The sequence below is a fragment of the Pseudomonas asiatica genome, assembly GCF_040214835.1.
GTDB classification, from domain to species: Bacteria; Pseudomonadota; Gammaproteobacteria; order Pseudomonadales; family Pseudomonadaceae; genus Aquipseudomonas; species Aquipseudomonas putida_Z.
On the sequence record NZ_CP157874.1, the window covers coordinates 3,245,531 to 3,259,162 of the forward strand.

General features: G+C 65.4%; 10 protein-coding genes. 4 read left to right on the forward strand and 6 right to left on the reverse strand.

Annotation, left to right across the window (positions count from 1 at the left end):
* Positions 1 to 40: 40 nt before the first annotated feature.
* The 3 genes from ABNP31_RS14530 (at position 41) to ABNP31_RS14540 (ending at position 3,404) form a co-directional block, all read left to right on the forward strand.
* Positions 41 to 421, forward strand: a complete 381-nt coding sequence (locus ABNP31_RS14530) for a RidA family protein (RefSeq protein ID WP_015270613.1) — start codon at positions 41 to 43, stop codon at positions 419 to 421.
* Between the two features lie 216 nt (positions 422 to 637).
* Positions 638 to 2,638, forward strand: coding sequence for a peptidase U32 family protein (locus tag ABNP31_RS14535; RefSeq protein WP_350012429.1), 2,001 nt, complete (start codon positions 638 to 640; stop codon positions 2,636 to 2,638).
* 208 nt (positions 2,639 to 2,846) lie between these two features.
* Positions 2,847 to 3,404, forward strand: coding sequence for a TetR/AcrR family transcriptional regulator (locus ABNP31_RS14540; RefSeq protein ID WP_085617101.1), 558 nt, complete (start codon positions 2,847 to 2,849; stop codon positions 3,402 to 3,404).
* A gap of 219 nt (positions 3,405 to 3,623) precedes the next feature.
* Here ABNP31_RS14540 and ABNP31_RS14545 read toward each other — a convergent pair whose 3' ends face one another.
* The 4 genes from ABNP31_RS14545 to ABNP31_RS14560 form a co-directional block, all read right to left on the reverse strand.
* Positions 3,624 to 5,024 (reverse strand): efflux transporter outer membrane subunit, encoded by a 1,401-nt coding sequence (locus tag ABNP31_RS14545; protein ID WP_350012430.1) that lies wholly within the window; start codon positions 5,022 to 5,024, stop codon positions 3,624 to 3,626.
* The gene (locus ABNP31_RS14550) at positions 5,024 to 8,155 is read right to left on the reverse strand and encodes an efflux RND transporter permease subunit (RefSeq protein WP_350012431.1); all 3,132 of its coding nucleotides are present in this window, start codon (positions 8,153 to 8,155) and stop codon (positions 5,024 to 5,026) included. The genes ABNP31_RS14545 and ABNP31_RS14550 overlap by 1 nt, the downstream gene beginning before the upstream one ends.
* A gap of 15 nt (positions 8,156 to 8,170) precedes the next feature.
* On the reverse strand, positions 8,171 to 9,313 hold the full coding sequence (locus ABNP31_RS14555; RefSeq protein ID WP_350012432.1) for a MexC family multidrug efflux RND transporter periplasmic adaptor subunit: 1,143 nt from the start codon (positions 9,311 to 9,313) through the stop codon (positions 8,171 to 8,173).
* Between the two features lie 587 nt (positions 9,314 to 9,900).
* Complete coding sequence (locus ABNP31_RS14560; protein WP_350012433.1) at positions 9,901 to 11,226, reverse strand: sigma-54 dependent transcriptional regulator; 1,326 nt, start codon at positions 11,224 to 11,226, stop codon at positions 9,901 to 9,903.
* A 341-nt stretch (positions 11,227 to 11,567) separates the two neighbouring features.
* Between ABNP31_RS14560 and ABNP31_RS14565 the strand changes: the two genes are divergently transcribed.
* Entirely contained in the window at positions 11,568 to 11,834 is a 267-nt protein-coding gene (locus ABNP31_RS14565) for a hypothetical protein (RefSeq protein WP_013972506.1), read from the forward strand.
* Between the two features lie 107 nt (positions 11,835 to 11,941).
* On the opposite strand, the gene ABNP31_RS14570 is transcribed toward ABNP31_RS14565, so the two are convergent.
* Both ABNP31_RS14570 and ABNP31_RS14575 read right to left on the reverse strand, forming a co-directional pair.
* Positions 11,942 to 12,508 (reverse strand): vWA domain-containing protein, encoded by a 567-nt coding sequence (locus ABNP31_RS14570; RefSeq protein ID WP_085665575.1) that lies wholly within the window; start codon positions 12,506 to 12,508, stop codon positions 11,942 to 11,944.
* 101 nt (positions 12,509 to 12,609) lie between these two features.
* The gene (locus ABNP31_RS14575; protein WP_085665576.1) at positions 12,610 to 13,632 is read right to left on the reverse strand and encodes an ATP-binding protein; all 1,023 of its coding nucleotides are present in this window, start codon (positions 13,630 to 13,632) and stop codon (positions 12,610 to 12,612) included.

Here is a 13,632-nt window from a genome sequence, read left to right on the forward strand (position 1 = left end):
AGGCTTGCCGCTTTCCTTCCGTAGCAAGGCAAGACACACCATGGCACAAGCAGACATCATCTACACCCCGGACCCGGACGCCGAGTCGATTTCCTCCGACGTTGCCGAATACAACGGCGTGCTGGTCACCACGCAGATCCCGACCCACGCCGATGGCAGCCTGGAACTGGGCGGCATCGTCGAGCAGAGCGAGTGCACCCTGCAGGCGCTGAAAGTGGCGCTGGAGAAGGCCGGCAGCGGCATGGACCGCGTGCTGCACCTGACCATCTACCTCACCGACATGGCCGACCGCGCGGCATTCAACGAGGTGTACCAGCGCTTCTTCAGCAAGCCCTGGCCGGTACGCGCCGCCGTGGGCGTGGCTGCACTGGCGTTCGAAGGCATGCGCGTGGAAGTGACCGCAATGGCCGCCAAGCGCTGACTTTTGCCTGAGGCACGATTCTTGTAGGAGCGGCCTTGTGTCGCGATTGGGGTGCGCAGCGCCCCCAGGTTCTCAGCTGCGCAGCAGATATTGCCGGGGCCGCGTTGCGGCCCTTCGCGACACAAGGCCGCTCCTACAAGCACCCCGATGATGCCGCCAGCCCGTTTCGCCGCTACAATGCCCGCCTAAACCGTGACAGCCCGAACCTATAACGACATGTCCCTTCCAAAGAATCACCTGGAACTGCTCAGCCCTGCCCGTGACGTGGCCATCGCCCGCGAAGCGATCCTGCACGGTGCCGACGCCATCTACATCGGTGGCCCGAGCTTCGGCGCGCGCCATAACGCCTGCAACGAAGTCAGCGATATCGCCGAACTGGTCGAGTTCGCCCATCGCTACCATGCACGCGTGTTCACCACCATCAACACCATCCTCCACGACAACGAGCTGGAGCCCGCGCGCAAGCTGATCCACCAGCTGTACGACGCCGGTGTCGACGCGCTGATCGTGCAGGACCTGGGGGTGATGGAGCTGGATATCCCGCCGATCGAGCTGCACGCCAGCACCCAGACCGACATCCGCACCCTGGAACGGGCCAGGTTCCTCGACCAGGCCGGCTTCTCCCAGCTGGTGCTGGCGCGTGAGCTGAACCTGCAGCAGATCCGCGCCATCGCCGCCGAAACCGACGCCGCCATCGAGTTCTTCATCCACGGTGCGCTGTGCGTGGCCTTCTCCGGCCAGTGCAACATCTCCCATGCGCAGACCGGCCGCAGCGCCAACCGCGGCGACTGCTCGCAAGCCTGCCGCCTGCCCTACACCCTGAAGGATGACCAGGGCCGCGTGGTTGCGTTCGAGAAGCACCTGCTGTCGATGAAGGACAACAACCAGACCGCCAACCTGGCCGACCTGGTCGATGCCGGCGTGCGCTCGTTCAAGATCGAAGGCCGCTACAAGGACGTGGCCTATGTGAAGAACATCACCGCCCACTACCGCAAGGAGCTCGACGCCATCCTCGAAGGCCGCCCGGAGCTGGCCCGCGCCTCCAGCGGCCGCACCGAGCACTTCTTCGTGCCCGACCCGGACAAGACCTTCCATCGCGGCAGCACCGACTACTTCGTCACCGACCGCAAGGTCGACATCGGCGCCTTCGACTCGCCAACCTTCACCGGCCTGCCGGTGGGTGTGGTGGAAAAGGTCGGCAAGCGTGACCTGCAGGTGGTCACCGAGGTGCCGTTGACCAACGGCGACGGCCTCAATGTGCTGGTCAAGCGCGAAGTGGTGGGCTTCCGCGCCAACATCGCCGAACCGCGTGGCGAGTTCGAGGAAGACGGCGAGAAGCGCTACCGCTACCGCGTCGAGCCCAACGAAATGCCCGAAGGCCTGCACAAGCTGCGGCCCAACCACCCGCTGTCGCGCAACCTCGACCACAACTGGCAGCAAGCCCTGCAACGCACCTCGGCCGAGCGCCGCGTCGGTGTGCAATGGCACGCGGTATTGCGCGAGCAACGCCTGGCGCTGACCGTCACCAGCGAGGAAGGCGTGAGCGCGCAAGTGGCACTGGACGGCCCGTTCGGCCCGGCCAACAAGCCGCAGCAGGCGCTGGACCAGCTGCACGACCTGCTCGGCCAGCTGGGTACCACCATGTACCACGCCGACAGCATCGAGCTGGACGCCCCGCAGGCGTACTTCATCCCCAACTCGCAGCTCAAGGCCCTGCGCCGCGAAGCCATCGAGGCGCTGACTGCAGCACGGGTGCAGGCGCACCCGCGTGGCGGGCGCAAGGCCGAGACCACGCCACCGCCGGTTTACCCCGAGTCGCACCTGTCGTTCCTGGCCAACGTGTACAACCAGAAGGCCCGCGACTTCTACCACCGCCACGGCGTGCAACTGATCGACGCGGCCTACGAGGCCCATGAAGAGCACGGCGAAGTGCCGGTGATGATCACCAAGCACTGCCTGCGCTTCTCCTTCAACCTGTGCCCCAAGCAGGCCAAGGGCGTGACCGGCGTGCGCACCAAGGTGGCGCCGATGCAGCTGATCCAGGGTGATGAAGTGCTGACCCTGAAGTTCGACTGCAAGCCGTGCGAAATGCATGTGATCGGCAAGATGAAAAGCCACATCATCGACCTGCCGACCCCGGGCAGCGCGGTTGCCCAGGTGGTTGGGCATATCAGCCCGGAAGACCTGCTGAAGACCATTCCGCGCGGGCCGCATTGATCGGTAGCCTGTAAGGGCCCTTTCGCGGGCACGCCCGCTCCCACAGGGATCTCCACAGTCCTCCATACCTGTGCAGTACCTGTGGGAGCGGGCATGCCCGCGAAGAGGCCCGCAAAGACACAAAAAAGTCTCAAATGAGACCCTTAGGCTTGATCCCCCTACCATTTCCTGCACAATGCCAAGCATGCGAACCACGCGAGGCATGCCGATGCAACCCACCCCGCACGATGAACGCCTGCTCAAGGCCCTGGCCCACGCTATCGTGGTCCACCCCCGCGCCACCCTCAAGGAGCTGGCCGAAACCGCTGGCGTCAGCAAAGCCACCCTGCACCGTTTCTGCGGCACCCGCGACAACCTGGTGGCGATGCTCGAGAACCATGGTGAACAGGTGCTCAACCAGGTGATCGACAATGCCGCCTTGCACACGGCCGAACCCCTGGCCGCCGTGCGTCACCTGATTTCCGAGCACCTCAAGCACCGCGAGATGCTGGTGTTCCTGATGTTCCAGTACCGTCCCGACACCCTGCTGAACGACAACGAAGACCGCCGCTGGCTGGCCTACACCCAGGCGATGGATGCGTTTTTCCTGCGTGCGCAGCAGATGGGCGTGTTGCGCATCGACATCAGCGCGGCGGTGTTCACCGAGATGTTCATCACCCAGATCTACGGCATGGCCGATGCCGAACGGCGTGGGCGTGCGGCCAGTGCCAATTCGGCGCAGGCGCTGGAGCAACTGTTCCTGCAGGGGGCACTGGCCAGGCCCTGAAAGCGGTCCCTGTAGGAGCGGCCTTGTGTCGCGAAAGGGCTGCAAAGCAGCCCCAGGATTTCAGCACAAATGCATAAATCGCCGGGGCCGCTTTGCGGCCCTTTCGCGACGCAAGGCCGCTCCCACAATGACAGTGTCGGCCTTGGGAACAAAAAAAGGCCCCTGGGCACAAGTCCCAGGGGCCAAAGCGGTTGGATCACCCAACCAAAGGAGCCTTTCTCAGCCGCGTGCCGGCCATCCGCCGCCCAGGGCGCGGAACAGGTCCACCAGCGCCAGCTGCCGCTGCGTACTTGCCTCGATGTACGCCGCTTCGTTCACAAAATCGCTACGCTGCGCATCCAGGTAGCGCAGGTGGCTGTCTATCCCGCCTTCATAACGCGCCTTGGCCAGGGCCACCGTTGCCCGGCTGGTATCGGCCAGGGCCCGACGGGCGATTTCCTCACGCCGCAAGGTATCGGTAGCCGCCAGGGCATCGGCCACCTCACGAAACGCCTGCTGGACCGTCCCCTCATAAGCCGCCACCGCCGAGTCCTTGCGCGCCTCGGCCAGGCTCAGCCCGGCCCGGTTGCGCCCGGCATCGAAGATTGGCAATGACAACTGCGGCATGAAGCTCCAGCTGCGCGAACCGCCATCGAACAGGCCGGATACCTGGGTACTCGACGTGCCAAAACTGCCGGTCAGGCTGATACGCGGGAAGAATGCCGCCCGCGCAGCACCAATATCGGCATTGCGCGCTCGCAAACGGTGCTCGGCGGCGAGGATGTCCGGGCGCCGTTCAAGCAGCGCCGACGGCGCGCCAGGGGCAATGTCCTGCAGCACGCTGGGCGCCGCCTGGCGTTCGGCCGGCAGGGCCTTGGTCGCCTCGCTGTTGCCCACCAGCAGCACCAGCGCGTTGCAGGCCTGGCGCTGTTGGCGCAGATTGCTCTCCAGCTCGGCACGGGACTGCTCGACCAGGCCGAGCGCCTCCTGATGGTCCAGCGCCGTGGCCGTACCGGCGGCGCGACGCTGGCCGATCAGGGCCAGCGAGTCCTCGCGGCTGGCCAGGGTCTGCCGGGTCAGGGCCAGGCGCCGCTCGCTGCCGTCCAGGCTCAGGTAGGCCTGGCTCACTTCTGCGATCAGGGCAATGCGCGCGGCGCGGCCAGCCTCTTCGGTGGCCAGGTAATGCTCCAGGGCCGCATCGCTCAGGCTCTTCACCCGGCCGAACAGGTCCACCTCGTACTCAGGAAACGACAGGCCGACCTGGTAGCTGCTGGCAACGCCTTCACGGCCATCGCCGGCCAGCTGGGCGGGCTGGTGCTGGCGGTTGGCGGAAGCCGCGGCGTTCAGCCCCGGCACACGGTCGGCACGCTGGATGCGGTACTGCGCACGCGCTTGGTCGATGTCCAGCAGGGTCTGGCGCAGCGAGCGGTTGTTGTCCAGCGCCGTGCTCACCAGCTGACGCAACACCGGGTCGACGATGAACGCCTGCCAGCCCAGCTGGTCCACCTGTTGCCCGTGGCTGGCGGCATCGTTCCACTGGCTGGCGACTGGCGCCTCGGGGCGCTGGTAGGTCGGCGCCAGGGAGCAGCCGCTGGCCAGCAACGCCAGGGTGAAGGGCACAAACAGATTACGCATGACCATCACTCCGGCACCTCGACGGCTTGGGCTTGTGGCGCTGGCTTGCGCTTGAGCAGCGACAGCACCCAGACAAAACAGATCGGTACGAACACCACACCCAGCAAGGTGGCGCTGAGCATGCCGCCGATCACCCCGGTGCCGATCGCCCGCTGGCTGGCCGCACCGGCACCGCTGGCGATGGCCAGGGGCACCACGCCGAGGATGAACGCCATCGAGGTCATCACGATCGGCCGGAAGCGCAGGCGTGCGGCCTCGATGGCGGCGTCACGCAGGCTGTAACCCTTCTCCCACAGTTCCTTGGCGAACTCGACGATCAGAATGGCGTTCTTCGCCGCCAGGCCGATGATGGTGATCAGGCCAACCTTGAAGTACACGTCGTTGGGCATGCCGGTGACCATCACCGCCAGCACCGCACCCAGCGCGCCGATCGGCACGATGAGCATCACCGTCAGCGGGATCGCCCAGCTTTCGTACAACGCCACCAGCAGCAGGAACACCACCAGGATGGCCAGGGCGAACAGGCTGCCGGCCTGGCCGCTGGAGACCTTTTCCTGGTACGACAGGCCGGTCCAGGCGTAGCCGATCCCCGGCGGCAGCTCGCTGACCAGGCGCTCCATCTCGGCCATCGCCTGGCCAGTGCTGTAGCCAGGCGCGGCATCACCGGAAATACGGATCGACGGGTAGCCGTTGTAGCGCACGATCTGTACCGGCCCTTCCTCCCAGCGGGTGGTGACGAAGGCACTGAACGGCACCTGCTGGCCATCGGCATTCGGCGCGTACAGGCGCAGCACGCTTTCCGGGGTCATGCGCTCGCCCTGCTCGGCCTGCACCACCACCCGCTGTTGCCGGCCGGCGTTGGTGAAGTCGTTGATCACCGCCGAACCAAAGGCTGTGGCCAGGGTGTTGTTGATGGTCTCGAAGGTCACGCCCAGGGTGCGGGCCTTTTCCCGGTCGATGTCGACCCGCAGCTGCGGCGCCTCGGCCAGCCCTTCCATCATCGCGTAGAGGATGATCGGGTTGCCGTTGGCCTGGCCCAGGATCTGGTCACGCGCTGTCAGCAAGGCCTCACGGCCCAGGCCGCCACGGTCGAGCAGGCGCAGGGCGAAACCACCGGCGTTGCCCAGGCCATCGATCGGTGGCGGGTTTACCGCCATGATCGCGCCATCGCCGTAGCTGGCGAACTGCGCGTTGATCGCCTGGGTTTCGGCATCCACCGATTGCTCGGCGCCGCGCACCGACCAGTCCTTGTAGGTAGGGAACGCCAGCGCGGCGTTCTCGCCCATGCCGGAGAAGCTGAAGCCACTGACCATGAACGCCGAGGCCAGGGCTTCACGCGACATCAGGAACTGCTCAAGGGCTTGCCCGGTAGCATCGGTACGCACACGGCTGGCGCCCGGCGGCAGCTGCACGTCGACAATGGCATAGCCCTGGTCTTCCACCGGCACGAATGATTCCGGCAAACGCAGGTAGAAGTAGCCCAGCATCGCCAGGATGCCGGCATACACCAGCATGTAGCGGCCGGCACGGCGCACCAGGGCATTGTTCATTACCGAGTAGCGCTCGGTCAGCCGCGCGAAGCCGCGGTTGAAGGCGCCGAAAAAGCCGCGTTTTTCATGGTGCCCAGGGGCCACCGGCTTGAGCAGCGTGGCGCACAGGGCCGGGGTGAAGGTAAGCGCGAGGAAGCCCGAGAACAGGATCGACACCGCCAGCGACAGGGAAAACTGCTGGTAGATCACCCCCACCGAACCCGACATGAACGCCAGTGGCATGAACACCGCCGACAGCACCAGGGTGATGCCGATGATCGCGCCAGACACCTGGCCCATGGCCTTGACCGTGGCATCGGCCGGCGACAGGCCCTCCTCGGCCATGATCCGCTCGACGTTCTCCACCACCACGATGGCGTCGTCGACCAGGATGCCGATGGCCAGCACCATGCCGAACATGGTCATCATGTTCACCGAGAAGCCCATCAGCTTCATCACCATCAGCGTGCCCAGCAGGCACACCGGCACCACGATCGACGGAATCAGCGTGTAGCGGATGTTCTGCAGGAACAGGAACATCACCAGGAACACCAGCACCATGGCTTCGAGCAGGGTGTGGATGACCTTTTCGATGGCCACGTCGACGAAGCGCGAGGTGTCGTACGGCACCGAGTACTCGACGCCTTCGGGGAAGAACTCGCTCAGCTCGGCCAGGCGCTGCTTGACCAGCTCGGCGGTTTTCAGCGCATTGGCGCCCGGCGCCAGCTGCACCGCACCGGCCACCGCAGGCTTGCCGTCCAGGCGCGAGGAGAAGTTGTAGCTTTCCATGCCCACTTCCAGGCGTGCGACATCGGCCAGGCGCACCAGCGAACCGTCCGGGTTGGCGCGCAGCACCACGCGGCCGAACGCCTGTGGGTCGTCCAAGGTGCCTTGCACCGCCAGGGTAGCGGTCAGCTCTTGCTGGCTGCTGCCGGGCGCACTGCCGAAGCTGCCAGCCGGCACCTGCACGTTCTGGCCACGGATGGCGTTGCTCACGTCATCGATCGACAGGCCGTAGCCGACCAGCTTCTGTGGGTCTACCCACACCCGCATGGCAGCTTCCGACGAGAAGAACTGCAACTTGCCCACGCCCGGGACCCGGCGCAGCTCGTTGTTGATATTGCGAGCGGCATAGTCGCCCAGCGCCGTGGTATCGGCCTGGCCGGCGCCGTCCTTGTAGCTGAGGGCGTAGATCAGCAGGAAGCCGGCACTGGTCTGCTCGACCTGGATACCCTGGGTAATCACCGCCTGCGGCATGCGCGCCTCGGCCTTTTTCAGGCGGTTCTGCACATCGACCTGGGCCAGCTCCGGGTCGGTGCCTGGTTCGAAGGTGACCACCACCTCGGCCATGCCGTTGGAGTTGTTGGTGGACTCGAAGTACAGCAGGTTCTTGGCGCCGTTGAGCGACTCTTCGATGATGCTGGTCACCGATTCCACCAGCACCTTGGCCGAAGCGCCCGGGTAGGTTGCGGTGATGGTGATCTGTGGCGGAGCCACGTTGGGGTACTGGGCTACCGGCAGCGCGGGAATTACCAGCAGGCCGGCCAGGGAAATGAACAACGCCACGACCCAGGCGAAGTTCGGCCGCTTGATGAAGAACTTGGACATCTCGTAACCCTCGCCTCAACGCGCCGCGGCTTGTTGCGCCGGGGCCGGTGCCACCGGCATGCCCGGGGCCAGGCCGGCAGGGCTGCCAACGATCACCTGGTCACCTGGGCGCAGGCCCTCGGTCACCTGCCAGCGGGCACCGTGCATGGCACCGGTGCGCACGCTGCGCGTCTCGGCAACCCCGCCAATGCCCACCAGCATCACCCGCGCTTCACCGTCGCTGCCGCGCTGGATGGCGCGCTGCGGGACGAGGATGGCTTGGTTGTCGGTGCCTTGCGGGGTGCGCACGCGCACGTACATGCCCGGCAGCAGGATGCCGTCGGCGTTGTCGAAGCGGCCACGCAGGGTGACCTGGCCGGTACCGCGGTCGACCGCGACGTCGGTAAACATCAGCGCGCCCGGGCGCTCATAGTCGGTGCCTTCCACCTGGGCCGTCAGGGCCTGCTGGTCACCGGCCGCCAGCGCGCCGTCCTTCAGTGCCTGGCGCAGGCGCAAGGCATCGGCGGCGGACTGGGTGAAATCGACGTAGATCGGGTCGAGCTGCTGGATACGCGCCATCAGCGTGGCGTCACCCTGCCCTACCAGTGCACCTTCGGTGACCAGTGCGCGGCCGATGCGGCCAGAGATCGGCGCCTTGACCGTGGCATAGCCCAGGTTCAGGCGCGCGGTCTCGACATCGGCCTGGGCCGAACGCACCGCGGCCTGGCCGCTGCGCAGCTCGGCGCTGGCGGTGTCGAAATCCTGCTGGCTGACCGCCTCGATTTTCACCAATGGTTCGTAGCGGCGCACCCGCGCCTGGGCTTCGAGCATTACCGACCGGGCTTTGGCCAGGTCGGCTTCGGCGCGTGCCAGCGCGGCCTTGAATGGCGCAGGGTCGATCTGGAACAGCACATCGCCGGCCTTGACGTCGGCGCCCTCTTCAAAACGCTTGTGCAGGACGATGCCGGCCACCCGTGCGCGCACCTCGGCGACACGCATGGGTTCGACCCGGCCCGGCAGGGTTGCCGCCAGGGTCAGGGGTTCGCTGGCGACCGTCACGGTCTGCACCGGAAAGGCGCTTTGGGCCGCAGACGGCGGCGCTTCCGCTTCGCCGCAACCGGCCAGCGCGACTGCTGCCGCCAGGCAGCTGGCCATTCCTATTGCACGCAAGTTGCTCATGATTCACCCGAGCTTTAGATGGAAAAACGGCCCGAATGATATTGGCGAAGGCAAAATGAGTCGATTTTGTCTCATTTGATACTTTGTTAATAATTGTGAAGCCTGTCCGGTGTAGGAGCGGCCTTGTGTCGCGATCGGGCGCGAAGCGGCCGCAATTCAGGCGCTGCCGTGTGTCCTGGAGATACGGGATGCAGGTTTGGCGGCCGCTTCGCGCCCGATCGCGACACAAGGCCGCTCCTACAGGGATCGCGCAGAGCCCAGGCTTGGCGCCATGCCTGTAGAGGACCTTGAAGCCTGCACGGTCAGTGTGGGAGCGGGTTTACCCGCGAACACCGGCATAGCCGGTGCCATCCACCGCGGCGCCTGCTTCGCGGGTGAACCCGCTCCCACAGGGATCGCGCAAAGTCCCGGGGCTGGCGCCATGCCTGTACAGGCAATGGCCTGAATCAAAGACCTTGAAGCCTGCACGGTCGGTGTAGGAGCGGGTTTACCCGCGAACACCGGCGTAGCCGGTGCCATCCACCGCGGCGCCTGCTTCGCGGGCATGCCCGCTCCCACAGGGACCGCATGACCTTTTACGCTGCTACTCAGCGAATCTGATGCTTGTGCAGCAACCGATAGAAAGTCGGCCGCGATATACCTAGCACCTTGGCCGCCACACTCAGGTTGTTACTGTGCCGGCTGAGTACATCGCACAGCGCCTGGCGCTCGGCCCGGTGCTTGTACTCCTCCAGCGTACCCAGCGGTTGCTGCATCTGGTCAAGGGTCTGCAATCCCAGGTCCTGCGCCTCGATTTGCCGACCTTCGGCCAGCACCAACCCGCGCCGCACACGGTTGGCCAACTCGCGAACATTGCCCGGCCAGTCATGCCGGCCCATGGCCGCCAGCGCATGGTCGCTGAACGAACGCGGTCGACGCCCGGTTTCCAGGCTGTAGAAATGGGCAAAATGGCTGGCCAGCATCGACAGGTCGCCATGCCGGTCGCGCAAAGGCGCAGTCACTACCTGCAACACGTTCAGGCGGTAATACAGGTCTTCGCGAAAGCGCCCTTGCTCGATGGCCCTTTCCAGGTCCACGTGGGTAGCCGCCAGCACCCGCACATCCACCGGGATCGGCTGGCTGCCCCCCACGCGTTCAATGTGCTTTTCCTGCAGAAAACGCAGCAAGTTGGCCTGCAACTCCAGCGGCAGGTCGCCAATTTCGTCGAGGAACAACGTGCCACCATGGGCCGCTTCGATGCGCCCGGCCTTGCGCTGATGAGCACCGGTGAAGGCGCCCTTCTCATGGCCGAACAGTTCCGACTGGATCAGGTGCTCGGGGATCGCCCCGCAGTTGATGGCAATGAACGGCTGCTCGCTGCGTTGCGACTGACGGTGCAGGGTGCGGGCCACCAGTTCCTTGCCGGTACCGCTTTCACCGCGGATCAGCACCGGCGATTCAGTAGGCGCCAGCTTGCCCAGCAGCTTGCGCAACTCGCGGATCGGGCGGCTGTCACCGAGCAGCTCGTGGCTGGTTTCATCCACTCTCGCCAGCTCTTTGCCACGCAGGCGCGCCATGCCGAAGGCCCGGCCCAAGGTAACCTGCACGCGGGAAACGTCGAACGGCAAGGTGTGGAAGTCGAAGAACCATTCACAAACGAAATCGCCGACGGCCGGCATGCGCAACTGTTCGGCGCTGAGCACGGCAATCCATTCGGTGTTGCTGCGCTTGATCAAGTCCTTGACCCCGTCCGGGCGCCTGAGGTGCGACGCCTGCAAGCGCAACAGGCCCACATCGCAAGGATGATCCAGCGCGGCACCGAGCATGCAGCTGTCCACATCCCAGCCTGCGCTGCGCAATCCAGGCAACAAACGGTGGCAGTCATCGCAGGGGTCGACGATGAGCAAACGGCGTTGGGCGGCAGGCTGCTGCATGACCGATCCTTGGCGCCAGTTTTCGGTTTTGCGAAATAAAACAGTAAGTTGTGGCGCCCGATTAACAGTAGCAACGAAGTTGACGGTTCCCAGTACCGTCTGTCTGCCGAATCATTTTTTTACAATCAGTGACGGGAATTTTCGCACTTTATCGACATCACATGGCGGCATGGGCAAGAACGGATTCGAACCTGGCAAATTTTTTTACAACCAATGTGTGACTCGCCCCCGGACAACGAGCATCAGTACACATAACCCCGCGCTGCACTTCGCGATAACCGAGGCGACTTTGAAGCAACGCGGACTTACCTGGATGTTTGGGACCATAGAGAGACCGAACCATGAATGCCCCGCTCCGTGTCAACGAAGCACTGCTGATTGCCGACCACGCCTTCGAACCTTTCCAGTGCGTAGCCTGGGATGCACCCAACGGTACTGGTGAACTGAGCCTGGCAGTGATCGACCGGACCAGCACCCGCATCGGCAGCAAGCAAGTGTCCTCGCGTATCTACTCCGACCCGGCCCAGTGGGCCAGCCTGATCGAGGAAGTGCGCGCCGAACTGTGCGAAAAAGGTTACGACCTGCAACCGTGGTCGATGCCGAAGTAATATCGGCCGGCAAACCAAGTGCGTGCACCGCCACGCACTTGTACAACTTCCGGGTTGCTGTTCTGGCAACTTTTCTTATTGCGGCATAGTGTCGCATCGATACTTTTTCAATCCACCAACCTGAACTGTTGCAGGTGCTGGTAATCAGCCTGAAGTTGTTGCGCCAGACGCTGCGCACGGCCCAGGCGCACCGGCGCCAGTTCCATATCCACCAGCAAAGTGGCACACGGCATTGGCTGCACGGCATTCCAGTGCTGCAGGCGACCGTCGGTAAACACCAGGCAGCGCAATGCTTCTTCAGGGTGGGCCCGTTGCCGCGCCTGCAACCAGTGCCGAGCCTGTTCCAGTGCTGCGATCAACGGCGTGCCGCCACCGGCACCCAAGGCTTGCAGCCAGGGTTGCAAAGCGGCCGAGGCCTTCAGGCCGTGGCGCTGCCACTGCGGCGTGCGCCCGCTGGCGGTAAGCAGGGCCAGCCGGGCACGCTGGCGGTAGGCCTGATCGAACAGCGCCGCCAGCAGCCCTTTGGTTTGTGCCAACGCCTGGTGGCGGCGGGTCGAGGCCGACGCATCGACGATTACCAGCCACAGTTCTGCGGGCTTGGCCTGGCGTTGCTGCCAGCACAGGTCCTGGCGCTGGCGTGGCCGGCCCTTGAGCAGGGTCGGCAGCCAGGCCACCCGACCGGCCGCGGCACTGCGCGCCCGGCCTCGGCTGGCACCGTACTGCTTGCCTGCGCCTGCTTTGGCATCCGCCCCTTTGGCAGGTAGCTGGGGGATGCTCAGGGCTTTTTTGCCCAGTTCGGCACCTCGCGGCGGGCGCCGCTGGCCACTGGCTGCGCCGCCATCGCGCCCCAGTCGCCCTGCCCGCCCTGTTCGCCAGGGTTGCCTGCGCCTTGCCGATCGGGTTGTTGCTCAGGCTGCTGCGGTGCCGCAGGGGGGTTGGCCTGGGGCGCAACGCGGCGGCGATGGCGCAAGGCGAACTCGGCCACTGCATCGACATCGGCCTCTTCGATGGCCTCGCCACCGCGCCAGGCACAGTGGGCGCGGGCGGCGCGCAGCCAGACCAGGTCGGCGCGCAGGCCGTCGACCCCGGCGGCGTAGCAGCGTTCGGTGATCCAGGCCAGCGCCTGGTCGTCCAGGGCAATGCCGGCCAGGGCCTGGCGCGCCGCCTGGCAGCGCTCGCGCAATTGCGCCTGGGCCTCGGCCCATTGCGTGCAGAACGCCTGCGGGTCGCTGTCGAAGGCCAGGCGGCGGCGAATGATCTGCTGGCGCGCTTCAGGCTCGGGCAAGCCTTCCAGGGCCACGTTGAGACCAAAGCGGTCGAGCAACTGCGGGCGCAGTTCGCCCTCCTCCGGGTTCATGGTGCCGATCAGTACGAAGCGGGCACTGTGCCGGTGCGAGATGCCGTCGCGCTCGATGCGGTTGGTGCCACTGGCCGCCACATCGAGCAGCAGGTCGACCAGGGTATCGGGCAGCAGGTTGACCTCATCGACATACAGCACGCCGCCATCGGCCTGGGCCAGCACCCCCGGGGAAAACTGCGCCTTGCCCTGCCCCAGCGCGGCATCCAGGTCGAGGGTGCCGACCAACCGTTCTTCGCTGGCGCCCAGTGGCAAGGTGACGAACGGGCCCTCGCCGAGCAGGTCGGCCAAGCCACGGGCCAGGGTGCTCTTGGCCATGCCACGCGGCCCCTCGATCAGCACGCCGCCGATCTTCGGGTCGATCGCGGTCAGGCACAGCGCCAGTTTCAGGTCGTCGGCACCGACCACGGCTGCCAGTGGAAATTGCACGGGTTCACTCAT